Annotated in this window: 22 protein-coding genes; 12 read left to right on the top strand and 10 right to left on the bottom strand. The window is 74.2% G+C overall.

Annotated features, from left to right (window positions below):
• Nucleotides 1–197 precede the first annotated feature (197 nt).
• From ABZ810_RS19400 to ABZ810_RS19370, 7 genes are all read left to right on the top strand, one after another.
• Nucleotides 198–1,451: a hypothetical protein gene (locus ABZ810_RS19400; protein WP_358404701.1), complete on the top strand. Its 1,254-nt coding sequence runs from the start codon at nt 198–200 to the stop codon at nt 1,449–1,451.
• Between the two features lie 149 nt (nt 1,452–1,600).
• Nucleotides 1,601–2,011 carry a hypothetical protein gene (locus ABZ810_RS19395; RefSeq protein WP_358404698.1) on the top strand — a complete coding sequence of 137 codons (411 nt, stop codon included), beginning with the start codon at nt 1,601–1,603 and terminating at the stop codon, nt 2,009–2,011.
• Between the two features lie 284 nt (nt 2,012–2,295).
• Nucleotides 2,296–2,628, top strand: a complete 333-nt coding sequence (locus ABZ810_RS19390) for a hypothetical protein (RefSeq protein WP_358404696.1) — start codon at nt 2,296–2,298, stop codon at nt 2,626–2,628.
• A gap of 52 nt (nt 2,629–2,680) precedes the next feature.
• Nucleotides 2,681–3,859, top strand: a complete 1,179-nt coding sequence (locus ABZ810_RS19385; RefSeq protein WP_358404693.1) for a winged helix DNA-binding domain-containing protein — start codon at nt 2,681–2,683, stop codon at nt 3,857–3,859.
• A gap of 169 nt (nt 3,860–4,028) precedes the next feature.
• Entirely contained in the window at nt 4,029–5,180 is a 1,152-nt protein-coding gene (locus ABZ810_RS19380) for an acyl-CoA dehydrogenase family protein (protein WP_358404691.1), read from the top strand.
• A gap of 125 nt (nt 5,181–5,305) precedes the next feature.
• Entirely contained in the window at nt 5,306–7,366 is a 2,061-nt protein-coding gene (locus tag ABZ810_RS19375) for a TPM domain-containing protein (protein ID WP_358404690.1), read from the top strand.
• Between the two features lie 27 nt (nt 7,367–7,393).
• Nucleotides 7,394–8,296, top strand: coding sequence for a PspA/IM30 family protein (locus tag ABZ810_RS19370; protein ID WP_358404689.1), 903 nt, complete (start codon nt 7,394–7,396; stop codon nt 8,294–8,296).
• A gap of 77 nt (nt 8,297–8,373) precedes the next feature.
• Here the strand turns inward: ABZ810_RS19370 and ABZ810_RS19365 are convergent, their stop codons facing one another.
• On the bottom strand, nt 8,374–9,039 hold the full coding sequence (locus ABZ810_RS19365) for a hypothetical protein (protein WP_358404688.1): 666 nt from the start codon (nt 9,037–9,039) through the stop codon (nt 8,374–8,376).
• A 141-nt stretch (nt 9,040–9,180) separates the two neighbouring features.
• Between ABZ810_RS19365 and ABZ810_RS19360 the strand changes: the two genes are divergently transcribed.
• The 5 genes from ABZ810_RS19360 to ABZ810_RS19340 all read left to right on the top strand — a co-directional run bounded on the left by ABZ810_RS19360 (nt 9,181) and on the right by ABZ810_RS19340 (nt 15,258).
• The gene (locus ABZ810_RS19360; protein WP_358404686.1) at nt 9,181–10,326 is read left to right on the top strand and encodes an acyl-CoA dehydrogenase family protein; all 1,146 of its coding nucleotides are present in this window, start codon (nt 9,181–9,183) and stop codon (nt 10,324–10,326) included.
• Nucleotides 10,326–11,267: an acyl-CoA dehydrogenase gene (locus ABZ810_RS19355; protein WP_358404684.1), complete on the top strand. Its 942-nt coding sequence runs from the start codon at nt 10,326–10,328 to the stop codon at nt 11,265–11,267. The genes ABZ810_RS19360 and ABZ810_RS19355 overlap by 1 nt, the downstream gene beginning before the upstream one ends.
• Before the next feature lie 163 nt (nt 11,268–11,430).
• Nucleotides 11,431–13,146 carry a CocE/NonD family hydrolase gene (locus ABZ810_RS19350; RefSeq protein WP_358404682.1) on the top strand — a complete coding sequence of 572 codons (1,716 nt, stop codon included), beginning with the start codon at nt 11,431–11,433 and terminating at the stop codon, nt 13,144–13,146.
• 66 nt (nt 13,147–13,212) lie between these two features.
• Nucleotides 13,213–14,808 (top strand): ATP-binding cassette domain-containing protein, encoded by a 1,596-nt coding sequence (locus ABZ810_RS19345; RefSeq protein ID WP_358404681.1) that lies wholly within the window; start codon nt 13,213–13,215, stop codon nt 14,806–14,808.
• A 48-nt stretch (nt 14,809–14,856) separates the two neighbouring features.
• The gene (locus tag ABZ810_RS19340) at nt 14,857–15,258 is read left to right on the top strand and encodes a PPOX class F420-dependent oxidoreductase (RefSeq protein WP_358404680.1); all 402 of its coding nucleotides are present in this window, start codon (nt 14,857–14,859) and stop codon (nt 15,256–15,258) included.
• Here the strand turns inward: ABZ810_RS19340 and ABZ810_RS19335 are convergent.
• The 9 genes from ABZ810_RS19335 to hisD form a co-directional block, all read right to left on the bottom strand.
• A complete protein-coding gene (locus tag ABZ810_RS19335) occupies nt 15,251–16,084 on the bottom strand; it encodes a hypothetical protein (protein ID WP_358404678.1) in 834 nt (277 codons plus the stop codon). The genes ABZ810_RS19340 and ABZ810_RS19335 overlap by 8 nt on opposite strands.
• A gap of 13 nt (nt 16,085–16,097) precedes the next feature.
• Complete coding sequence (gene hisF / locus ABZ810_RS19330) at nt 16,098–16,868, bottom strand: imidazole glycerol phosphate synthase subunit HisF (protein WP_358404677.1); 771 nt, start codon at nt 16,866–16,868, stop codon at nt 16,098–16,100.
• A gap of 115 nt (nt 16,869–16,983) precedes the next feature.
• Nucleotides 16,984–17,709 carry a bifunctional 1-(5-phosphoribosyl)-5-((5-phosphoribosylamino)methylideneamino)imidazole-4-carboxamide isomerase/phosphoribosylanthranilate isomerase PriA gene (gene priA, locus ABZ810_RS19325; RefSeq protein ID WP_358404676.1) on the bottom strand — a complete coding sequence of 242 codons (726 nt, stop codon included), beginning with the start codon at nt 17,707–17,709 and terminating at the stop codon, nt 16,984–16,986.
• Between the two features lie 56 nt (nt 17,710–17,765).
• Nucleotides 17,766–18,104, bottom strand: coding sequence for a hypothetical protein (locus tag ABZ810_RS19320; protein ID WP_358404674.1), 339 nt, complete (start codon nt 18,102–18,104; stop codon nt 17,766–17,768).
• A gap of 7 nt (nt 18,105–18,111) precedes the next feature.
• Nucleotides 18,112–18,831 (bottom strand): imidazole glycerol phosphate synthase subunit HisH, encoded by a 720-nt coding sequence (gene hisH / locus ABZ810_RS19315; protein ID WP_358404672.1) that lies wholly within the window; start codon nt 18,829–18,831, stop codon nt 18,112–18,114.
• Nucleotides 18,828–18,998, bottom strand: a complete 171-nt coding sequence (locus ABZ810_RS19310) for a hypothetical protein (protein WP_358404671.1) — start codon at nt 18,996–18,998, stop codon at nt 18,828–18,830. The genes hisH and ABZ810_RS19310 overlap by 4 nt, the downstream gene beginning before the upstream one ends.
• 2 nt (nt 18,999–19,000) lie before the next feature.
• Nucleotides 19,001–19,594: an imidazoleglycerol-phosphate dehydratase HisB gene (gene hisB, locus ABZ810_RS19305; protein ID WP_358404669.1), complete on the bottom strand. Its 594-nt coding sequence runs from the start codon at nt 19,592–19,594 to the stop codon at nt 19,001–19,003.
• Nucleotides 19,591–20,679 (bottom strand): histidinol-phosphate transaminase, encoded by a 1,089-nt coding sequence (locus ABZ810_RS19300; protein ID WP_358404667.1) that lies wholly within the window; start codon nt 20,677–20,679, stop codon nt 19,591–19,593. The genes hisB and ABZ810_RS19300 overlap by 4 nt, the downstream gene beginning before the upstream one ends.
• Nucleotides 20,676–21,983 carry a histidinol dehydrogenase gene (hisD, locus tag ABZ810_RS19295; RefSeq protein ID WP_358404664.1) on the bottom strand — a complete coding sequence of 436 codons (1,308 nt, stop codon included), beginning with the start codon at nt 21,981–21,983 and terminating at the stop codon, nt 20,676–20,678. The genes ABZ810_RS19300 and hisD overlap by 4 nt, the downstream gene beginning before the upstream one ends.
• Nucleotides 21,984–22,063 lie beyond the last annotated feature (80 nt).

Below are 22,063 nucleotides of genomic sequence, written 5' to 3'. Positions count from 1 at the left end.
CCGTCCGGAATCCCGCGCCCGGCCGCGCGGCACGCTCCCCCGCCGGTCGGCGGCCCGATCGGAGCTGACCAGCCCGTTCGGCGGCCGGGTGGTCACCCGCGCGGGCACCGGGGTCACCGGCCCGCCGGGCGCCGGGAGGCCGTACATTCGGAGTAAAGCACTTGCCCGATATCTACTCCGGTGCGCATTCTTCTGTGGTGAACAACGAGGTCGTCTTGGAATCAGCGGGCACGCTGCACGGGCAACTGCAGCGGGGCCTGGGCCGGGCCGCGCGCAGGGCGGCCGACACACCGGGCGCGGGCGAGTACGTCTACGACTGTGTCAGGCGTGATCCACGCTGGGATCAGCAGTGCGAAACCCGGGGGCTGTATTACGCCCGGCTGATGGTCGATCTCGAGATGCCCGTGGGCCCGGTCGCCGACCACCTGTTCGACCCGGCCGACCAGGGCGACGAGGACGAGAGCCGGGTGTGGCTCGGGCTCCAGGTGCTGGGCGACCTCGTCCGGCTCAGCCGCCGGGAGGCGGCGCTGGTGCTGCGGCGGTACGCCGACGAGGGCACCCACTGGTTCGACGCCCTCGAAGAGCTGATCGAGCTGCGCGACCCGTCCCTGACGACGGGAATGACCGGCCTGGTCGCCGCGCGGTGCGACGACGACACCCTGGACGAGCTGGTCAACCGTCCGCCCAATCCGGTGATCGACAACTGGGCCGCGGCGGAGCCGCGCGTCGCGGCCGCCGTGGCCCGGCGCCGGGGGGCGGCGCACCCGGCGCGCCGGCCCGGCGGTGCCGGTGCGGGACGTTCCCAGCGCACCGAGTCCGAGCTGCTCGATCTGGCCCGGCGCCGCGACGACGGCGCGGTGGCCGCCATCTTCGAGCTCGGCCGGCGCCGGGCGCCCGGCCTCCTCGACCTGGCCGAGGAGCTTCTCCCGCAACGGCCGAGCAGATGGGGCGGCGCGGTGTGCCGGGCCCTGCGCGAGTACGGGCCGGACGCGCTCCCCCGGGCACGCGCCTGGGCCGCCGCCCACAACGGCTGCGAGGACATGGCACTGCGGATCCTGGCCCGCCACGGCACCCGGCAGGACATCCCGCTGCTGATGAGCGAGCTGCGCGACGCCCTGTACAGACGCGACTGGAGCGACGCCGCCGGGCCGATCGAGGGCCTGGGCAGGCTCCGCGCGGGCGAGGCCGTCCCGCTGCTCAAGACGGCGTGGACCGAGTCCACCTACGCCTATCTGCGCCCGCGCGTGCTGACCGCCCTGACCCGCACCGCGCCGCACACCGCCGAGGCCTACACCGTCGAGGGCCTGTGGGACTGCGAGGAGGGCGTCCGCGAGATCGCCGCGCAGGCCGTCCCGCTGACCGGCGAGACCCGCATCCGCCTCCAGCGGCTCCATCACGACCCCGCCGAGGAGGCGGAGGTCCGCGCAGCCGCCGCCGGACGCCTCATCTGAACCCCGCGCACCCCGCGAATGAACCCCGCGCTCCCTGCGAACTCCGCGCGCCCCGGCCCTCCGCGGCCGAACCCTCCACATCTCCTGAACCTCCGCCCTCCGTGACGCGTACCACCCCCCGGAATCTCACCTTCCCGGGAGGACGCACCATGGGCATTCCGCACTACGTCAAGGCCGCCCTACTGGCCGCCCCCGCCCTGGCACTGCTGGCGGGCTGCAGCAAGCTGAACGGCGGATCGCACGCCGGGCACGACGCCCCCCAGGCCAAGGCCGCCACGATCGAGCAGCTGGCCCAGCAGACGGGCTGCACGCTCTCGGGCCGCCGCAACGCCGACGAGCTCCGCCAGGGCGCCTGCCAGACCGGCACCGGCCGCTACACCGTCGTGGGCTTCACCACCGACCAGGGCCAGAAGGCGTGGCTGGAGGAGGCCAAGCCGTGGGGCGGCTCCTACCTGGTCGGCAAGCGCTGGATCATCGTCGCCACGGCGCCCATCCTGGAGACGCTGCGCCACCAGGTGGGCGGCGACATCGTCAACGGCCGCCAGCACCACGGCACCTGATCCCGCGGGTCGCCCTCAGCCCGCACGGCGCCGACGACGTGCGCGGCGAGGTGCTCGGGCCCGGCCTGCGCGAGCTGGCGGCGCGCCACCCGGCGATACCGGCCGCACGTCACGCCGCCCTGCACCATCACCGGCGCGGAGGCCGGGGAGGGCATCGCCGCCATCGACGCCGTGCCGGCCCGCCTCACACCCTGAGGAGTCACCGCCGGGTACTACTTCCGGATCCTCCGATTCCTCCCTGGGAACGGCGTGACACCGGGTGGGCACCTCATAGACTCACAGCCATGATCTCCCCTGTCAGACGCAGACTCGCCGTCCTCCCCTTCGTCCTGCTGCCGTTCGCGGCGGTGGCCGCCTGCGGCGGCGAGAACACCAAGACCGACTGCAACCTGAACGCCTGCACCGTGACCTTCGACCGCGGTGTCGACGCCAGCGCGTCGATCCTCGGCATCAAGGCCGAGCTGGTGGCGGTCCAGGGCAACAACGTCACCCTCAAGATCGGCGGGCAGCAGGTCACCGTGCCGGTCGGCGAGAGCGAGCAGTCCGAGGGCTTCAACGTGCAGGTCCAGTCGGTCACCAAGGAGAACGTCGTCGTACGGATCTCCAACGGCGGCTAGGTCCCTGCCCGCGGGTGGCCGGGCCCGCGGCCGGACGGCATAGGATTCGCCCATGCGTTCGATCAGTGAGCAGGAACGGCGGGCACGGCTGGCGATGCGGCACCGGCTGGCGCCACCGGCCCGCCGCGACGACGTCGTCGAGATCGCCCGCTCGCTGGTGGCGCTGCACGCCACCGACCCGGCCACGGTGTTCCTGTCGGTGGCGGCCCGGAGCACGGCCGCCACCCCCGCGCTCGTCGAGAAGGCGCTCTACGACGACCGCGCGCTGCTGCGCATGCTGGCGATGCGGCGGACCATGTTCGTGGTGCCGGTCGAGCTGGTGCCCGTGCTCCAGGCCTCCTGCGCCGACGCCCTCGCGGCCAAGCAGCGCCGCACCTACGCCAGGTTCCTGGAGCAGGCCGGCGTGATCGAGGACGACGTCGAGGGCTGGTGGCGCGACGTCGAGCGGGCCACGCACGACGCGCTGGTGGCGCGCGGCGAGGCCACCGGCGCGCAGCTCAGCGCGGACGAGCCGCGGCTGCGCACGCGGATCGACGCCGCGCCCGGCAAGGCCTACTCCAAGCCGACCAGCATCACCACCTGGGTGCTCGTCACCCTCGGCGCCGAAGGCCGCATCGTGCGCGGCCGGCCCAACGGCTCGTGGATCAGCAGCCAGTACCGATGGGCGCCGATCGAGGCGTGGCTGCCCGGCGGCGTTCCTGTACTCCCCGCCGACGAGGCCCGCGCCGAGCTGCTGCGCGCGTGGCTCCGCTCGTTCGGCCCGGCGCCGGTCTCCGACCTGAAGTGGTGGACGGGCTGGACGCTGGGCGACGTCAAGAAGGGGCTCGCCCGCCTGGACGTCACCGAGGTCGACCTCGGCGGCACCACCGGGCTGCTGCTGTCCGACGACCTCGAACCGGTGCCCGCGCCCGAGCCCTGGGCCGCGCTGCTGCCCGCGCTCGACCCCACCCCGATGGGCTGGCAGGCAAGGTCCTGGTACCTCGGCGACCACGGCCCGGCGCTCTTCGACAAGAACGGCAACGTCGGCCCGACCATCTGGTGGGACGGCCGCATCGTCGGCGGCTGGGCCCAGCGCAAGGACGGCGAGATCGCCACCCGGCTGCTGGAGGACGTCGGAGCCGACGCCGAGGCCGCCATCGAGGCCGAGGCCGCCCGGCTGCCCGCCTGGTACGGCGACGTCCGCGCCACCCCCCGCTTCCGCACCCCCCTGGAACGCGAACTGACCTCCTGAGGTCGTGGGGGCGCCCCAGACCCCCGCAATCCGGTCTCGAGGCGATCCTCGCTTCGCTGCGGTCGCCTCGCACCCCGCCTTCTGGGGGACGACCCCCAGACCCCCGCAATCCGGTCTCAAGGCGATCCTCGCTTCGCTGCGGTCGCCTCGATCCGGGAAGATGGGCACCATGCCCGCTGAACGTATGCTCCCCACCCCCGAGGCCGAAGATCTCATCGCGCTGACCCGCGAGCTCGTCCGCAAGGAGCTCGCGCCGCGCGCGGCTCCCGCCGAGGAGACCGGCGCCTTCCCGCGCGACGTCTTCCGGCTGCTCGGCCGGAGCGGGCTGCTCGGCCTGCCCTACCCCGAGGAGCAGGGCGGCGGCGGGCAGCCGTACGAGGTGTACCTCCAGGTGCTCGAAGAGATCGCCTCGGTCTGGGCCTCGGTCGCGGTCGGCGTCAGCGTGCACAGCCTCTCCTGCTTCCCGCTCGCCCGGTACGGCACCGAGGAGCAGCAGAAGCAGCTGCCCGAGCTGCTCGGCGGCGACCTGCTCGGCGGGTACGCGCTGTCGGAGGCGCACGCGGGCTCGGACGCGGGCGCGCTCAGCACCCGGGCGCTCGCGGTCGACGACCACTACCTGGTCTCCGGCACCAAGACCTGGATCACGCACGGCGGCGAGGCCGACTTCTACGTACTGTTCGCCCGGACGTCCGACGAGGGCGGCCGCGGCATCAGCTGCTTCCTCGTCGAGGGGCAGATGCCGGGCCTCACCTTCGGGCCGCCCGAGCGCAAGATGGGCCTCACCGGCTCGACGACGGCGCAGCTGCACTTCGACAACGTCCGCGTTCCGGCGGAGTGGCGCCTGGGCGAGGAGGGGCAGGGGTTCCCGGTCGCGCTGTCCGCGCTCGACTCCGGCCGGCTCGGCATCGCCGCCTGCGCCGTGGGGCTGGCCCAGGGCGCGCTGGACCACGCGGTCACCTATGCCACCCAGCGCGAGCAGTTCGGCCGTCCGATCATCGCCAACCAGGGGCTGGCGTTCCTGCTGGCCGACATGGCCGCCGCGGTCGAGTCCGCGCGCGCCACCTACCTGGACGCGGCCCGCCGCAAGGACCGCGGCCTCCCGTTCGGCCGCCAGGCGTCCATCGCCAAGCTCGTCGCCACCGACGCGGCGATGAAGGTGACGATCGACGCCGTCCAGGTGCTCGGCGGCTACGGCTACACCCGCGACTTCCCGGTCGAGCGGTACATGCGGGAGGCCAAGGTCATGCAGATCTTCGAAGGCACCAACCAGATCCAGCGCATGGTCATCGGCCGCCACCTGGCCAACGACGCCACCCGGTAGCGGGCGGCGGCCGATCTCCACGGCCGGCCCATACCCGGCCCATCCCGGCCCCATGGACCGGCCATCTCTCCCAAATATGCGTGATCGCGCAGGTCAGGGCGGGAATGACCGCTCCAGGGGGGACGATGGCCAAGCGGATTGCCGGGCGTGCCGCGGGCGTGCTCATCGGGCTGTTGACGTTCGTCGTGCTGTTCGGGCCGTGGCGTCCGGTGGCGGCCGAGGCGCCGTTCTCGGTGTCCGGCCAGATCACCGACCGGGTCGGCGCCCTCGGCGACCGCGAGCAGGCCGTGCGCGTCGCGCTGGCGCGGCTCAACGCCGACCAGCGGGTGCAGCTCTTCGTGGTGTACGTGAAGGACTTCTCCGGGATGAGCGCGGCCGCCTGGGCCGACCGGACCGCGCAGGAGAGCGGCCTCGGGCGGCGTGACCTGCTGATGGCGGTGGCCACCGGGGCCCGCCAGTACGCGGTGTCTGCCGACCAGGACTTCTCGCTCACCGACGCGCAGCTGGACCAGGTGGCCTCGGTCGCGATCGAGCCCGCGCTCCAGCAGAACGACTGGGCGGGGGCGGCGGTCGGCGCGGCCGACGGCTACGCCGCCGCGCTGTCCGGGCAGCCGGTCCCGACGCCCCAGATCACTCCCGGCGAGGCCTCGCCCGCCGGTGACGAGGGCACCAGCCCGCTCGTCTGGCTCGTGCCCGTGGGCGGTGTCGCGCTCGTGGGCGGCGGCGCGTTCCTCTACGCCCGCAGCCGCCGCCGCGGTCAGGGAGGCCGGGGAACGGGGGCGTCCGGCGGCCCCGGCGGGCCGGGCCGGGAGAGCCTGGCGGACCTCGACAAGCGCGCCTCGCTGCTGCTCGTCCAGACCGACGACGCGGTACGGACCAGCGAGCAGGAGGTCGGCTTCGCGCAGGCGCAGTTCGGCGCCGAGGCCGCGGCCCCGTTCGCGGCGGCGGTCACGTTCGGCAAGGAGCAGCTGAACGCCGCGTTCCGGATCCGCCAGGAGCTCGACGACGAGGTCCCCGAGGACGACGCCACCCGGCACGCCATGCTCACCGAGATCGTCGGCCGCTGCGAGGAGGCGGGCCGGCGGCTCGACGCCGAGTCGGCCGCCTTCGACCGGCTCCGCGACCTGGAGAAGAACGCGCCCGCGGTGCTGGAGGAGGTCGAGGAGAACCAGCGCAGGCTCGCGGTGGGGATCGAGCCCGCCCGGCAGATGGTGGCGCAGATGGCCCAGGACCACGCCGAGTCGGCGGTGGCGGTGGTCGCCGCCAACCCCGACGAGGCCGCGGCGCGGCTCGACTTCGCGGCGCGGACCCTCGGCCAGGCCAAGGACGGGCTGGGCCGGGGCGAGACCGGCCAGGCGGCGCTGGCGGTGCAGGCCGCCGAATCGGCGGTCGGCCAGGCCGCCCAGCTGCTGGAGGCCGTCCAGCGCCGCGACCGCGAGCTCGACGACGCCGACCGGGGCCTGGAGGCCGCGCTGCAGGACACCGAGCAGGACCTGGCCGCGGCCAGGGCGCTGCTGGACGACCCACGCTGGAAGGACGAGCTGGCGCCGCACGTGGCGCGGGCCGAGAGCGCCTTCCAGCAGGTCCACGCCAGCGTCGCCGCCGGGCGCATCGACCCGATCGCCGAGTTGCAGCGGGTCCAGGAGGCGCACGGGGCGCTCGACCAGGCGATGGCCGGGGTCCGCGACGAGCAGGAACGGCAGCGCAGCGCGCGGGCCCAGCTGGACCAGGCCGTCCTGGTGGCGCGCAGCGAGGTCGCCGCGGCCCAGGACTTCATCTCGACCCGCCGCGGCGCCGTGGGCAGCACCGCCCGCACCCGGCTGGCCGAGGCGCAGCGGCAGCTCGAACGCGCCGTCGGGCTGGCCGCCACCGATCCGCTGTCCGCGCTCGCGGCGGCGGAGCAGGCGGCTTCGCACGCCCAGCAGGCGACGCAGGTCGCCAACCAGGACGTCAACGGGTACGGGGGCATGTTCGGCGGCGGGGCGGCGCCCGGCGGCGGATCCGGGAGCTTCGGCGGCGGCCTGGGCGGCGCGGTGCTCGGCGGCATCCTCATCGACACCATCCTCAGCGGCGGTGGCGGTGGCGCCTCCCGCGGCGGGAGGAGCCGCGGCGGCGGCAGTCCGCGTCCGGGCGGCTTCGGCGGCCCGGCGACCCGCGGCCGGCGCGGCGCCGGCGGCCGTTTCTGATCGACCATCCACAGGGGGTTTCACCGTATGAGCGAGAAGCAGAGCATCTTCGGGCGCATGACCCAGCTGCTGCGGGCGAACGTCAACGCCGCGCTGGACCAGGCCGAGGATCCGGAGAAGATGCTGGACCAGCTGATCCGCGACTACACCGACAACATCGCCGAGGCCGAGTCGTCGATCGCGCAGACGATCGGCAACCTGCGCCTCCAGGAGGCCGACTACGCCAAGGACGTCGAGGCGGCCCAGGAGTGGGGCGGCAAGGCGCTCGCCGCCAGCCAGGAGGCCGACCGGCTGCGGACCGCCGGCAACGCCGCCGACGCCGAGAAGTTCGACAACCTCGCCAAGGTCGCGCTGGAGCGCCAGATCCAGGCGGAGAACGCGGGCAGGGCCGCGGCGCCGATGATCGCGTCGCAGCGCGAGGTGGTGGACAAGCTCAAGACCGGCCTCGACCAGATGAAGGGCCGGCTGACCGAGATCCGCGGCAAGCGGGACGAGCTGGTCGCGCGGGCCAAGTCGGCGCAGGCGCAGGCCCAGGTCCAGGAGTCGGTGAAGAACATCAACGTGCTGGACCCGACCAGCGACCTCGGCCGGTACGAGGACAAGATCCGCCGGATGGAGGCCCAGGTCGCCGGTCAGCAGGAGCTGGCCGCGTCGTCGCTGGACGCCCAGTTCGAGAACCTGGCCAACGTCGAGACCAAGACCGAGGTCGAGGCGCGGCTGGCGGCCATGAAGGCCGGGCGCACGATGCCCGAGCTGCCCGCCGAGCCGGCGGCCGCCGCCCCGGCCGCCATCGGCGCGGGTGCACCGGCCATGCCCGCCCCGGCCCCGTCCGGGCCGGCGGCGGGCTCGCCGGCATCGTCGGGGTCGTCGGCGTCGTCCGGGTCAGGGGCTCCCGCGCCGGGGCCGTCCTCGAACGGTCGTCCGCAGTAAGGCGTCGGCAGGTAGGCGCCGCGGTGCCGCGCCCCGGCCGCCGTGCCGTGCCGTGCCGTGCCGTGTCTTGACGAGCCTCAGCCGCCGTAGGGGCCCGGCGGCGGCATCTGCGGATAGCCGCCGCCCGGTGCCGGCGCCTTGGGCGGCTGCCGCACCGCCGCGGCCCGCCGGGAGTTGTGGCGGCGCATCGCGATGACGATCGCGCTGATGACCCCGAGCCCGCCGAGGAAGAACCCGGCGATCAGGGCGAGGCCGAGATAGGCGTCGGCCGTGTCGTCGGGCGTCACCAGCAGCTCGCCGGTGGCGCCCCGGCAGGTCAGCCGGGCCTGCCCGGTCAGCGGGGCGTCGAAGGTGCCCACGTAGCGGTAGGACGGGTATTCGGTCGAACTCCAGGAGTTCTTCCTGGTGAGGGACACCGGGACCCGGTCACCGCCGCCGCCGGCCGCGCTGAGGGTGCAGGAGGTCGGGGCCGCGGCGTTGCCGCGCACGTAGACGAAGTACGCGTGGTCCTCGGTCATCTGGACGGTGAGGCCGCCCACCGGGTCACCGGTGGCGTTGGGCCCGGCCGCGACGTTGCTGTCGTCCAGGAAGACCGCGAGCACCGCGCCGAACCCGAGCAGCGACCCCAGGATCAGCACCAGCGGGAAGGCGTACCACGCCCCGTGCGGGCGGATCCGCGCCCGCGGCTGCGCCACCGGCCCGTGCGGCGGCGGCACCATCGGCGCGTTCGGCCCAGCCCACATCGTGCTCCCCCGTCCCGTCCTTCTGAGCGCCACGATGTCAGAGAAAGCCCGCACCCGCCATAGTGGCTCCGACCTGGATCGGACACCCCCGTAAGGGGTCACTGACGGCCCGGTGGGCGGAGGTCGGTAATGTCACGCGGGATGGCGACGACGGCGACACCGACCGACCTGGAGCCGGGCGTGCTCCCGCCCGGGACCGCGGCGCTGCGCGAGGAGGTCCGCGCGTTCCTGGCCGCGCGGGACTTCACGCCGCGCTGTGACAGCTGGCTGACGGGCGCCGACCCGGCGTTCAGCAGGGCGCTCGGCGAACGCGGCTGGCTGGGCATGACGCTGCCTCCCGAGTACGGCGGTCACGGCAGGTCGCCGCTGGACCGCTTCGTGGTGATCGAGGAGCTGCTCGCGGCGGGCGCCCCGGTGGCCGCGCACTGGATCGCCGACCGGCAGATGGGCCCGAGCATCCTCGCCAACGGGACCGGGGAGCAGCGGCGGCGGTTCCTGCCGGCGATCGCGCGCGGCGAGTGCTTCTTCGCGATCGGGATGAGCGAGCCCGACTCGGGGTCGGACCTGGCGTCGGTGCGCACCCGGGCGGAGCGCGCCGAGGGCGGCTGGCGGCTGCACGGCACCAAGGTGTGGACCAGCGGCGCCCACCTCGCGCACGCGATCCTCGTCCTGGCGCGCAGCGCGCCCCAGGGCGGCGACCGGCACGCGGGCCTCAGCCAGTTCATCGTGACGCTGCCCGCCGAGGGCGTGACGGTCCGGCCGATCCGGGGGCTCTCGGGCGACCACCACTTCAACGAGGTCGTCCTCGACGGCGTCCTCGTCCCCGACGGCATGGTCCTCGGCCGGATCGGCGACGGCTGGCGGCAGGTGACGGCCGAGCTCGCCTACGAGCGGTCCGGCCCGGAACGCCTGCTGAGCACGTTCCTGCTCGTCCGGCTGCTGCGCGAACGCGCCGCCGATCCGGCCGCCCGCCGCGCGGTGGGACGCCTCACCGCCCGCCTGTGGGCGCTGCGCCAGGCGTCGCTCGCGGTCGCGGGGGCGCTCGCGCGGGGCCGCGCGCCGGACGTCCAGGCGGCGCTGGTGAAGGACCTCGGCACCCGGTTCGAACGCGAGGTGATCGAGGTCGTCCGCGAGCACACGCCCGGCGTGGAGCCCGACGCCGCCTCGCCCGACCCCCTCGCGCGGGCACTGGCCGAGGCGGTCGTCCAGGCGCCCGGCTTCACGCTGCGCGGCGGCACGAACGAGATCCTCCGCGGCATCGTCGCCCGCGGGCTGGGAGTGCGCTGATGGATCTCCTCGACGAGACGGCGCACGAGATCTGCGCGGCCGCCGACCCGTGGCCCGCGCTCGTGGCCGCCGGGCTCACCGGCATCGGGGTCGCGGAGGAGGCGGGCGGCAGCGGCGGCGACCTCGCCGACGCCGCGGCCGTCCTGCGGATCGCCGCCTACCACGCGGCGCCGGTCCCGCTGGCCGAGACCGCGTGGCTGGCCGGGATGCTGCTCGCCGGCGCCGGCCTGCCCTTCCCCGGCGGCGCGCTGACCGCCGCCGTCGCCGAGCCCTCCCCGTCCGCCGGCGCGGCGGCGGGGTCGCGCCGGGTGCCGTACGCCCGTTCCGCCGAACGCCTGGTCGTCCTGGAGGAGGGGCGGGTGTCGGTGTACGACCTCGCCGCCGTCGAGATCACGCCGGGCGCCAACCTCGCCGGCGAGCCGCGCGACGACGTCGCCCTGGCCTCCGCGCGCCCGGAGGCCACCGCGCCCACCGAGATCACCGCCGCCGCGTTCGAGCGGCGCGGGGCGCTGGCGCGGGCGGTGCAGCTGACCGGGGCCGCCCGCCGGGCGCTGGACCTCAGCGTGCGGTACGCGGGCGAGCGCGAGCAGTTCGGCCGCCCGATCGGCCGCTTCCAGGCGGTCCAGCAGCAGCTCGCCGAACTGGCCGGCGAGGTGACCGTGGCCGACGTCGCGGTCCGCGCGGCGGTGCGCACCCCGGACGACCCGGTGGCCGTCGCCGCCGCCAAGGCCGCCGCGTCCCGCGCGGCCGGGCCGATCGCGGCGATCGCCCACCAGGTGCACGGCGCGATCGGCGTCACCGAGGAGCACTCGCTGCGCCGGGCCACGCTGCGCCTGTGGTCGTGGCGCGAGGAGTTCGGCGGCGAGGCGGCCTGGGCGGGCGTTCTCGGCGAGATGGACGCCGACCCCTGGACGCTGGTCACCGGGATCACCGGCGACTAAGCCTCAGGGCGGCCGATTTCGCGCCCGATGTGTAGCACCGGTCACTCCGGCTCCACGGGGATGCCCTCCGGGCCCGTCACCGGTTACCGTTACCAGGTAGTAGCACCCGACCTGGCCGACGGTACCCGCCCCCGCCGGGCTCGTACGGCGCACTGGAGACAGCATGGCCCTCAGGGACCGCCTCCCCGCTCCGCCGATCCGACTCCCCCGTCCTCGCCCCCGCTACACCGTCCACCGCGACGTCCCCGTCGTGATGCCCGACGGCGCGACGCTGCTCGCCGACAGGTACGTGCCGACCGGGGTGCGGCGCCCGCCGCCCACCATCCTGGTCCGCACGCCGTACGGGCGGCGCGGCCCGGCGTCGATCGTCAACGGCCTGCCGCTGGTGCCGTTCGGCTTCCAGCTCGTCGTGCAGAGCGCGCGCGGCACGTTCGGGTCGGAGGGCGAGTTCGACCCGCTGACCCACGAGCAGGAGGACGGCCTGGCCACCGTCCGGTGGCTGAAGGAGCAGGACTGGTTCAACGGCTCGTTCGCCACCTACGGCCCCAGCTACCTCGGCTACACCGCGTGGGCGACGGCCGCGCGGGCTGGGCCCGAGCTGAAGGCGATGGCGCTGCAGATCACCACGTCGTCGATGCTGGACGCGGCGTACGTCGGCGGCTCGTTCGCGCTGGAGTCGGCGCTCACCTGGAGCGACCTGACCGCCCGGCAGCAGGAGCCGCTCGGCCTGCTCACCGCGCCGCTGACCTCGCGGCGGCGGGTGCTGCGGGCCGCGCGCAGCGGGCGCGCGCCGGTCGAGCTGGACGTGCTGACCGGCGGCTCGCCGCTGCGCTTCTACCGGGACCTGCTGGCCGGGCACGGCGACGCGCCGGGCTCGGACTTCTGGCGCAGCCGCGACTTCAGCGGCACGGTCGGCGAGGTCACCGCCCCGGTCACGCTGATGGGCGGCTGGTACGACATCTTCCTGCCGTGGGAGGTCAAGGACTACCTGGCGCTGCGGGCGGGCGGCCACCGCCCGTACCTCACCATCGGCCCGTGGTGGCACACCGACCCCCGGCACGGCCTGGTCGCGTTCCGCGAGTCTCTGGCCTGGTTCCGCGCGCATCTGCGCGGCGACTTCTCCAGGCTGCGCGCCGACCCCGTCCGGGTGTACGTGACCGGGGCGCGGGAGTGGCGCGACTACCGCGACTGGCCGCCGCCCGGGATGGTGCAGCGGCGCTGGCACCTGCAGGCCGGCGGCGGGCTCGGCGAGGACGGGCCGCAGCGGCGCGCGGCGAGCACCTACCGCTTCGATCCGGCCGACCCGACGCCCGCGCTCGGCGGGCCGACGTTGCTGGGCAGCTCCCGGCCGGTCGACAACCGGCCGCTGGAGAGGCGCCAGGACGTGCTGGTGTTCACCACGCCCGAGCTGACCGGCGACGTGGACGTGGTCGGCCCGGTGGGCGCCGACCTGTTCGTCCGGTCGAGCCGCGAGCACACCGACTTCGTCGTGCGGCTGCTGGACGTCTCGCCCGACGGGGCCTCCCGCAACGTGTGCGAGGGAGGGATCCGGCTCGATCCCGCCCGTCCGGTCGCCGACAAGCCGGTGGGGACGGACGGGGTGCGGCGGATCGCGGTGGACCTGTGGCCGACCGGGCACCGGTTCCGGCGCGGGCACCGGATCCGGGTGCACGTCACCAGCGGCGCCTACCCGAAGGTCGCGGTCAACCCCGGCACCGGCGGCGCCCTGGACGCGGTCGGCGAGCTCTTCCCGGCCGAGCAGGAGGTCTTCCACGACCCCGATCATCCGTCCGCGATCCTGCTGCCCGTGGCCGAGCGGGCGCCCGAGGCGGCCGTGCACGATCCCGGGGCCGAGGAGGGCGTGCCCGAGGGGGTGTGACGCCGGAAAACCAGATGACCTCCCCGCGCCCGGCTGCCTACCATCGGGAGCCTTTGGGGGGAGGACATGGGCCACATCGAGGTCAGCGGCGTCACCTACGTCCTGCCGGACGGGCGGCTGCTGCTCAACGAGGTGTCGTTCCGCGTCGGCGAGGGCGTCAAGGCCGCCCTGGTCGGCCCGAACGGCGCGGGCAAGAGCACGCTGCTGCGCCTGGTCGCGGGCGAGATCAAGCCGGTCGAGGGCGGCGTGGCCGCCTCCGGCGGGCTCGGCGTCCTGCGGCAGTTCGTCGAGGGCGGCTGGACGTTGCGGGAGCTCCTCCTGGCCGTCGCGCCCGAACGCGTGCGGACGGCCGCCGCGGCGCTGAGCCGGGCCGAGGCCGCCCTGGGCGAGGACGAGGCGGGCCAGCTCGCCTACGCCCAGGCCATCACCGACTTCACCGACGCGGGCGGCTACGACCTCGAGGTCGTGTGGGACGCGTGCGCCACGTCGGCGCTGGGCCTGCCCTACGACGCGGTGCGCGATCGCAGGGCGGGCACGCTCTCGGGCGGCGAGCAGAAGCGCCTGATGCTGGAGGCGCTGCTGCGCGGCCCCGACCAGGTGCTGCTGCTGGACGAGCCCGACAACTACCTGGACGTTCCGGGCAAGGAGTGGCTGGAGGAGCAGCTCCGCGCCACGTCCAAGACCGTCATGCTGATCTCGCACGACCGGCAGCTGCTCGCCAACGCCGCCGACCGGATCGTCACGGTGGAGGCCCGCACGGTGTGGGTGCACGGCGGCGGCTTCGCCACCTACCCGCAGGCCCGGCAGGACCGGGCGGAACGCCTGGAGGAGCTGCGGCGGCGCTGGGACGAGGAGCACGCCAAGCTGCGGCGGCTGGTCGCCACGCTGCGGCAGAAGGCGAGCACCAACGACGCGCTCGCCTCGTCCTACCACGCGGCGCAGACCCGGCTGAGCCGCTTCGAGGAGGCGGGGCCGCCCGAGTCGCCGCCCAAGGAGCAGAACATCCGGATGCGGCTGCGCGGCGGCCGCACCGGCAAGCGCGCCGTGGTCTGCGAGGGCCTGGAGCTGACCGGGCTGATGCGGCCGTTCGACCTGGAGGTCTGGTACGGCGAGCGCATCGCGGTGCTCGGTTCCAACGGGTCGGGCAAGTCGCAGTTCCTCAAGCTGCTCGCCGGCACGGCCGTCGTGCACGAGGGCGTGGCCAGGCTCGGCGCGCGCGTCGTGCCGGGCCACTTCGTCCAGACGCACACCCGTCCCGACCTGCACGGGCGCACGGCCGACGAGATCGTCATGACCGAGAACGCGCTCACCCTCAACGAGGCGATGCGCGCCCTCGCCCGCTACGAGCTGGCCCCGGCGCGCAACCAGCCGTTCCAGACGTTGTCGGGCGGCCAGCAGGCACGGCTGCAGATCCTGCTGCTGGAGCTGTCGGGCTGCACCCTGCTGCTCCTGGACGAGCCGACCGACAACCTCGACCTGGCCAGCGCCGAGGCGCTCCAGGAGGGGCTCGCGGGCTTCGCCGGGACGGTCCTGGCGGTGACGCACGACCGCTGGTTCGCCGCCGACTTCGACCGCTACGTGATCTTCCAGGGGGACGGCCGGGTGCTGGAGTCGGCCGAGCCGCGCTGGCACGAACCCCGGGTCGACCGGCCGCGCGTGTGAGCCCGGGTCCTTGACCTCAACCTGAGTTGAGGAAACAGGCTGGCGCGTATGAGCCTTACCGAGAGCGAACGCGCCTACCTGAAGACCCAGCGGCTGGGCCGGCTGGCCACCGTCGGTCCCAAGGGCGATCCGCAGGCCAACCCCGTCGGCTTCCGCTACAACGCCGAGCTGGGGACGATCGACATCTACGGCCACGACATGGGCGGGAGCCGCAAGTTCCGCAACGTCCAGAAGCACGACCAGGTCGCGCTGGTCGTCGACGACCTCGCCTCGACCGACCCGTGGCGGGTGCGCGGCGTGGAGATCCGCGGCCGGGCCGAGGCGATCAGCGGGATCGCGCCGCCGGAGCCGTGGCTCAGCGGAGAGGTCATCCGGATCCACCCGCGGCTGGTGTTCGCCTGGGGCGTCGACGCGGACGCCGACGGCATGACCCGGCGGGAGATCAGCTGATCCGGGCGGCGATCGCCCGCGCGAACCGGCCGGCCGAGCCGGGCGCGTGCTCCAGGAAGAGCGCGGGCTCGGTGAGCTCCAGCTCCAGCAGGACCGGCGTCCCGTCCGGGCCGGGCACCAGGTCGACCCGGGCGTAGAGCAGGTCGCCCGGCACCGCGTCGAGCACCTTGCGGGCCACCGCGAGCTGCTCGGGCGTGGCCCGCGCGGCCGTGATCTCGCCGCCGTGGGGCCCGTCCAGCAGCCCGGCGCCGGCCTTGAGGATCGGGGCCTTGCGGGCGGCGTGGCTGAACTCGCGGTCGCAGAACAGCAGCGCCGTCTCCCCCGCCGCGTCGATGGCCGACAGGTACGGCTGCACCATGACCGTCCGGCCCTGGGCGCGCAGCGCGCGCAGGTGGGCGCGGGCGGCGTCCTCCTCGCCCGCCCGCCAGCGGGCGGTGTCGCGCGAGCCCGCCGAGACCGACGGCTTGATCACGTACTCGGGCCAGTCCGCGGGCACGTCCTCGGGGTCCCAGCGGGTCGGCACGACCGGGACCCCGGCCTCGTCGAGATCGCGCAGGTACCGCTTGTCGGTGTTCCAGCGGAGGGTCCCGGCCGGGTTGAGCAGCCGCGGCACCCGGTCGGCCCAGGCCAGGAACTCGCCGAGCCGCGCGGTGTAGTCCCACGTCGACCGGACGACGACCAGGTCGAAGGCGTCCCAGTCGGCCGACGGGTCGTCCCAGGAGACCGCCGCCGCCTCGACGCCGAGGGCGGCGAGGGCGGCGGTCAGCTCCCGGACGTCGGCGTTGCCGCCGGGCAGGCCGGAGAACGTGGCGAGCGCGACCGTCATCGAGGTGAACCCCTCACCGCACGGGGTGGCCGGTGGCGCGGAGGGCGTCCTTGACGTCGGAGATCTTCAGGTCGCCGAAGTGGAAGACGCTGGCGGCCAGCACCGCGTCGGCGCCCGCGTCGACGGCCGGGGCGAAGTGCTCCAGCGCGCCCGCGCCGCCACTGGCGATCACCGGGACCGTGACGGCCGCCCTGACCTGGCCGAGCATCTCCAGGTCGAAGCCGTTCTTGGTGCCGTCGGCGTCCATCGAGTTGAGCAGGATCTCGCCGACGCCCAACTCCTGGCCGCGCCGCGCCCATTCGATCGCGTCGATGCCGGTGCCCTTGCGGCCGCCGTGCGTGGTCACCTCGTATCCGGACTCCGTCGTCGTCCCGCCGGTCACCCGCCGGGCGTCGACCGACAACACGACGCACTGCGAGCCGAACCGGTGCGCGGCCTCCTCGAGGAACTCCGGCCGGGCGATCGCGGCGGTGTTGACCGACACCTTGTCGGCCCCGGCGCGCAGCAGCCGGTCGATGTCCTCGACGGCGCGGATGCCGCCGCCGACCGTCAGCGGGATGAACACCTGCTCGGCGGTGCGGCGCACCACGTCGTAGGTGGTCTCGCGGTCGCCGCTGGACGCGGTGATGTCGAGGAACGTGAGCTCGTCGGCGCCCTCGGCGTCGTACCGCCGGGCCAGCTCCACCGGGTCGCCCGCGTCGCGCAGGTTCTGGAAGTTGACGCCCTTGACCACCCGCCCGGCGTCGACGTCCAGGCAGGGGATCACGCGTACCGCGACGGTCATGGGGCCTCCTGGCCTGGACTGAGGAACGCAGGGAGCGCAGCGACCGGAGTGACGAGGGAAGGCCGGGAGAGGAAAGCCCCGTGACCCGCCGCGCGCCGGCGCGGCGATGAACACGTCATCTCACCGCCTCCAGGGCCTCTTCGAGGGTGAAGGCCTGGGCGTACAGGGCCTTGCCGACGATCGCGCCCTCGACGCCGGCCGGCACCAGCGTGGCCAGCTCGCGCAGGTCGTCCAGCGACGAGACGCCGCCGGAGGCGATCACCGGCTGGTCGGTGCGCGAGCAGACCTCGCGCAGCAGCTCGGTGTTGGGGCCGCGCAGCGTGCCGTCCTTGGTCACGTCGGTCACCACGTAGCGCGGGCAGCCGTCCTCTTCCAGGCGGGCCAGCACCTCCCAGAGGTCACCGCCCTCGCGCGTCCAGCCGCGTGCCGCCAGCGTCGTGCCGCGCACGTCGAGGCCGACCGCGATCTTGTCGCCGAACTCAGAGATGATCTTGCGGCACCATTCGGGGTTCTCCAGGGCGGCGGTGCCGATGTTGACCCGGGTGCAGCCGGTGGCCAGCGCCGCCGCGAGCGAGTCGTCGTCGCGGATGCCGCCGGACAGCTCCACCTTGACGTCCAGCGTGCCGGTCACCTCGGCGAGCAGCTCGCGGTTGGACCCGCGGCCGAACGCGGCGTCCAGGTCGACCAGATGGATCCACTCCGCTCCCGCGTTCTGCCATGCCAGCGCCGCCTCCAGGGGCGCGCCGTAGGAGGTCTCGGTGCCGGCCTCGCCCTGCACCAGGCGTACGGCCCGGCCCTCGGCGACGTCGACGGCGGGAAGGAGCTCGAGAGTCATGGGCAAACCCTATCTGCGCTGTTGAGGCGTTGTCGGCCGGCGATCGGCCGGCTGTCTGCGGGCTAGCGGCGGCGGTCGAAGGCGAGGGTCACGAAGACCGGGACGAGGAAGACGGACAGGGCCAGGAGCGCGAGCCGGGCGCCCCAGGTGGCCAGCAGGAACCAGCCGACCACCTGGACGGCGAGGAAGACCCCGAGGACGACGCGGTTCTGGATACGCCGCCTGCGGGCGAGCACCCCGCCCTGCCGCCTGTAGCGGACCGGGGCCGGGAGCCGCGCGGTGAGACGCCTGCGGCGTTCACGGCGCCTGGCGTCCTTGGCCTGCCGTTCGGCGTGCGCCGCGGCGGCCTTGGCCGCCGCGGCCTCGCGCTCGGCCCGCCTCCGTGCCCGCTCCCTGCTCACGACCGCGTCAGCCGACCGTGGAGAGCCAGTTCGCGAGGAGCTGGGCTCCCGCGTCACCGGACTTCTCCGGGTGGAACTGGGTCGCGCAGAGCGGCCCGTTCTCCACGGCCGCGACGAAGCGATCGCCGTGCTCGGCCCAGGTGACCAGCGGCGGCTTGAGATACCCCGCCGGGTCGGGCTCCAGCTCCCAGCGCCGCACCCCGTAGGAGTGCACGAAGTAGAACCGGGTGCCCGCGTCCATCCCCTGGAACAGGACGGTCTCGTTCACCTTCTGGGGGGACGACCCCCCAGACCCCCCGGCAAGGGCAGGGTCGCCATCACTCGCTACGCTCCCGATGGCGACCGGAGCGTCAACGGTGTTCCAGCCCATGTGCGGGACGACCGGCGCGTCGAGGCGTTCGACGGTGCCGGGCCATTCCGCGCAGCCCTCGGTGGTCACGCCGTGCTCGACGCCCTTGGCGAAGAGGATCTGCATGCCCACGCAGATGCCCAGGACCGGGCGGCCGCCGGACAGCCGGCGTCCGATGATCTGCTCGCCGCGCACCGACCTGAGGCCGGACATGCACGCCGAGAACGCGCCCACGCCCGGCACGATCAGGCCGTCGGCGTCGACCGCGGCGTCCCAGTCGCGCGTGACGGTGACGTCGACGCCGTGCCGCGCCACGGCCCGCTCGGCCGACCGCAGGTTGCCCGAGCCGTAGTCGAGGATGACGATGTTCTTGCTCACAACCACATCACTCCCCCGGCGAACGCGAGACCGGCGAGGACGAGGACGATCAGGGCCGCGACCTTGAGGCCCTGCTTGATGAAGCTGATCACGCCCATCAGCAGGAAGACCGCCAGGCCGAACAGCAGCACGTTGGCGTAGGTGAAGTGCAGGCCGCCGACGTCCACCGCTACAGCGCTCCCTTGGTGGAGGGGATGCCGTGCACCTTGGGGTCGAACGCCACCGCGTCGCGCAGCGCGCGGGCGAGCGCCTTGAACTGGCACTCGACGATGTGGTGCGCGTTGCGCCCGTACGGGACGTGGACGTGCAGGCAGATCTGCGCGTTGGAGACGAACGACTCGAAGATGTGCCGGGTCATCGTGGTGTCGTACTCCGGGCCGATCATCGGGGCCATGCCCTCGGGCTCGGAGTGCACCAGGTAGGGACGGCCGGCGATGTCGACCGTGACCTGGGCGAGCGACTCGTCCAGCGGCACCGAGGCGTTGGCGAACCGGCGGATGCCCGCCTTGTCGCCCAGCGCCTCGCGGAACGCCTGGCCGAGCGCGATCGCGGTGTCCTCGATGGTGTGGTGGCTGTCGATGTGGAGGTCGCCGGCGGTCTTGACGGTCAGGTCGAACGACCCGTGCTTGCCCAGCTGGGCCAGCATGTGGTCGTAGAAGCCGACGCCGGTGGCGACGTCGACCGCACCGGTCCCGTCCAGGTCGATCTCGACGAGGACCTCGGTCTCCTTGGTCCCGCGCTGAACACGGCCCTTGCGACTCACAGACTCTCCTTCAAAGCGGTTCGGAAGGCCGCCATCTCCTCGGGTGTGCCGACGCTCACGCGCAGCCACTCCGGCGGTCCCACCTCACGGATCAGCACGCCCCGGTCGAGCATCTTCTGCCAGACCTCCCGCCGGTCCGCGAACCGGCCGAACAGGACGAAGTTTGCATCGGAATCGGCCACCTGATGCCCCTCGGCGCGCAGCCAGGCGACCAGGTCGTCGCGTTCGCGGCGCAGCGCGTCGACGGTGCCGAGCAGCTCGGTCTCGTGCGCGACCGCGGTGCGGGCGACGGCCTGGGTGACGGCCGACAGGTGGTACGGCAGGCGCACCAGCAGCAGCGCGTGGATCACGGCCGGGTCGGCGGCGAGGTAACCGAGGCGGGTGCCCGCCATGGCGAACGCCTTGGACATCGTGCGCGTGACGATCAGCCGCGGATTGCCCGGCAGGAGCGTCAGCGCCGATGGGGTCCCTTCCCGGCGGAACTCGGCGTACGCCTCGTCCACCACGACCATCCCGGGCGCGACCTCCAGCACGGCCTCGATGGCCTCGAGGGGCAGCGCGGTGCCGGTCGGGTTGTTGGGCGAGGTCAGGAACACCACGTCGGGCCGGTGCTCCCGGACGGCGGCGACGGCGCGCTCGGGCTCCAGGCCGAAGTCCTCGTCGCGGTGCGCGTTGACCCACCGCGTGCCGGACACGCTCGTGATGATCGGGTGCATCGAGTACGAGGGCTCGAAGCCCAGCGCGGTGCGCCCGAACCCGCCGAACGCCTGGAGGATCTGCTGGATGATCTCGTTGGACCCGTTCGCCGCCCACACCTGCCGCGTCGTGAGCCCGGCGCCGGGGGTGTCGCGGTCGAGGAACGCGGCCAGGTCGGCGCGCAGGGCCGTCGCGTCGCGGTCGGGGTAGCGGTTGAGCGACCCGGCGACGTCCATGACCGCTTCGCCGACGGCCTTCACCAGGGCCTCGGACGGCGGGTAGGGGTTCTCGTTGGTGTTGAGCGCGTACGGGACGTCCAGCTGGGGAGCCCCGTACGGCTCCCGGCCTCTGAGGTCGTCGCGGATCGGGAGATCGTTGAGCGAGGTCACGTAGGGATCTCCCAGTCGAAGCGGGCCTTCAGGGCGGCGCCGTGCGCGGGCAGGTCCTCGGCCTCGGCCAGCGCGACCACGCGGGCCGTCGCCTCGGCGAGGGCGGGCTCGTCGTACTCCACGACGTGGATGCCGCGCAGGAACGACTGGACCGACAGGCCGGACGAGTGGCACGCGCAGCCGCCGGTGGGCAGCACGTGGTTGGACCCGGCCAGGTAGTCGCCCAGCGACACCGGCGCGTGCGCGCCGATGAAGATCGCCCCGGCGTTGCGCACCCGGGCGGCGACCGCGCGGGCGTCGGCGGTCTGGATCTCCAGGTGCTCGGCCGCGTACGCGTCGACGATCTTGAGGCCGTCCTCGATGTCGTCGACCAGCACGATGCCCGACTGGCGCCCGGCCAGCGCCTCGGTGATGCGCTCGGCGTGCTTGGTGCGGGCGGCCTGGGCGGCCAGCTCGGTCTCGACCGCGGCGGCCAGCTCGGCCGAGTCGGTGACCAGCACGGCGGCGGCGAGCGTGTCGTGCTCGGCCTGGCTGATCAGGTCGGCGGCCACGTGCACCGGGTCGGCGGTGGCGTCGGCGAGCACCGCGATCTCGGTCGGCCCGGCCTCGGAGTCGATCCCGATGACGCCCTTGAGCAGCCGCTTGGCGGCGGCGACCCAGATGTTGCCGGGCCCGGTGACCAGGTCGGCGCGCGGGCACTCCTCGGTGCCGTAGGCGAACATCGCGACCGCCTGGGCGCCGCCCGCCGCGTACACCTCGGTGACCCCCAGCAGCGCGCAGGCCGCCAGGATCGTCGGGTGCGGCAGGCCGCCGAAGTCCTTCTGGGCGGGCGAGGTGACCGCGAGCGAGCGCACCCCGGCCTCCTGGGCGGGGACGACGTTCATGACCACGCTGGACGGGTAGACGGCCCGGCCGCCCGGCACGTACAGCCCGACCCGGCCGACCGGCACCCAGCGCTCGGTGACCGTGCCGCCGGGCACGACCTGCGTGGTGGTGTCGGTGCGGCGCTGGTCGCGGTGGACCAGGCGGGTGCGGCGGATGGCCTCCTCGAGCGCGTCGCGGACGGCGGGGTCGAGGGCGGCCAGGGCCCGCTCGATCTCGGCGACGGGCACCCGGGTGCTCTCCAGCTCGACCCCGTCGAGGATCCTGGTGTGCTCCCGTACCGCCGCGGCTCCCCTATGGCGCACGTCCTCGCAGATCGGCCGCACCTTCTCCAGGGCGGCCTCGACGTCGAGCTCGGCGCGGGGCAGCACGGAGCGCGGGTCCTCGGGGAGGGCCCCGCGCAGGTCAATACGGGAAATCACCCGTCCAGTCTACGGAGAACCGGCTGTCGGCCGCGCAATGTCTCACTTCCCGAGACGCCACCCCGGCGGCGGATCAGGCG

The sequence above is a fragment of the Spirillospora sp. NPDC047279 genome, assembly GCF_040643285.1.
Lineage (GTDB): Bacteria > Actinomycetota > Actinomycetes > Streptosporangiales > Streptosporangiaceae > Spirillospora.
This window is presented reverse-complemented; position numbering and strand designations above follow the sequence as displayed.

Bases quoted from the DNA above. Each gene is read 5' to 3' on its own strand.
- ABZ810_RS19395 (WP_358404698.1), top strand. From the start codon at position 1,601: ATGGGCATTCCGCACTACGTCAAGGCCGCCCTACTGGCCGCCCCCGCC.
- ABZ810_RS19390 (WP_358404696.1), top strand. From the start codon at position 2,296: ATGATCTCCCCTGTCAGACGCAGACTCGCCGTCCTCCCCTTCGTCCTG.
- ABZ810_RS19385 (WP_358404693.1), top strand. From the start codon at position 2,681: ATGCGTTCGATCAGTGAGCAGGAACGGCGGGCACGGCTGGCGATGCGG.
- ABZ810_RS19380 (WP_358404691.1), top strand. From the start codon at position 4,029: ATGCCCGCTGAACGTATGCTCCCCACCCCCGAGGCCGAAGATCTCATC.
- ABZ810_RS19375 (WP_358404690.1), top strand. From the start codon at position 5,306: ATGGCCAAGCGGATTGCCGGGCGTGCCGCGGGCGTGCTCATCGGGCTG.
- ABZ810_RS19370 (WP_358404689.1), top strand. From the start codon at position 7,394: ATGAGCGAGAAGCAGAGCATCTTCGGGCGCATGACCCAGCTGCTGCGG.
- ABZ810_RS19365 (WP_358404688.1), bottom strand. From the start codon at position 9,039: ATGTGGGCTGGGCCGAACGCGCCGATGGTGCCGCCGCCGCACGGGCCG.
- ABZ810_RS19360 (WP_358404686.1), top strand. From the start codon at position 9,181: ATGGCGACGACGGCGACACCGACCGACCTGGAGCCGGGCGTGCTCCCG.
- ABZ810_RS19355 (WP_358404684.1), top strand. From the start codon at position 10,326: ATGGATCTCCTCGACGAGACGGCGCACGAGATCTGCGCGGCCGCCGAC.
- ABZ810_RS19350 (WP_358404682.1), top strand. From the start codon at position 11,431: ATGGCCCTCAGGGACCGCCTCCCCGCTCCGCCGATCCGACTCCCCCGT.
- ABZ810_RS19345 (WP_358404681.1), top strand. From the start codon at position 13,213: ATGGGCCACATCGAGGTCAGCGGCGTCACCTACGTCCTGCCGGACGGG.
- ABZ810_RS19340 (WP_358404680.1), top strand. From the start codon at position 14,857: ATGAGCCTTACCGAGAGCGAACGCGCCTACCTGAAGACCCAGCGGCTG.
- ABZ810_RS19335 (WP_358404678.1), bottom strand. From the start codon at position 16,084: ATGACGGTCGCGCTCGCCACGTTCTCCGGCCTGCCCGGCGGCAACGCC.
- hisF (WP_358404677.1), bottom strand. From the start codon at position 16,868: ATGACCGTCGCGGTACGCGTGATCCCCTGCCTGGACGTCGACGCCGGG.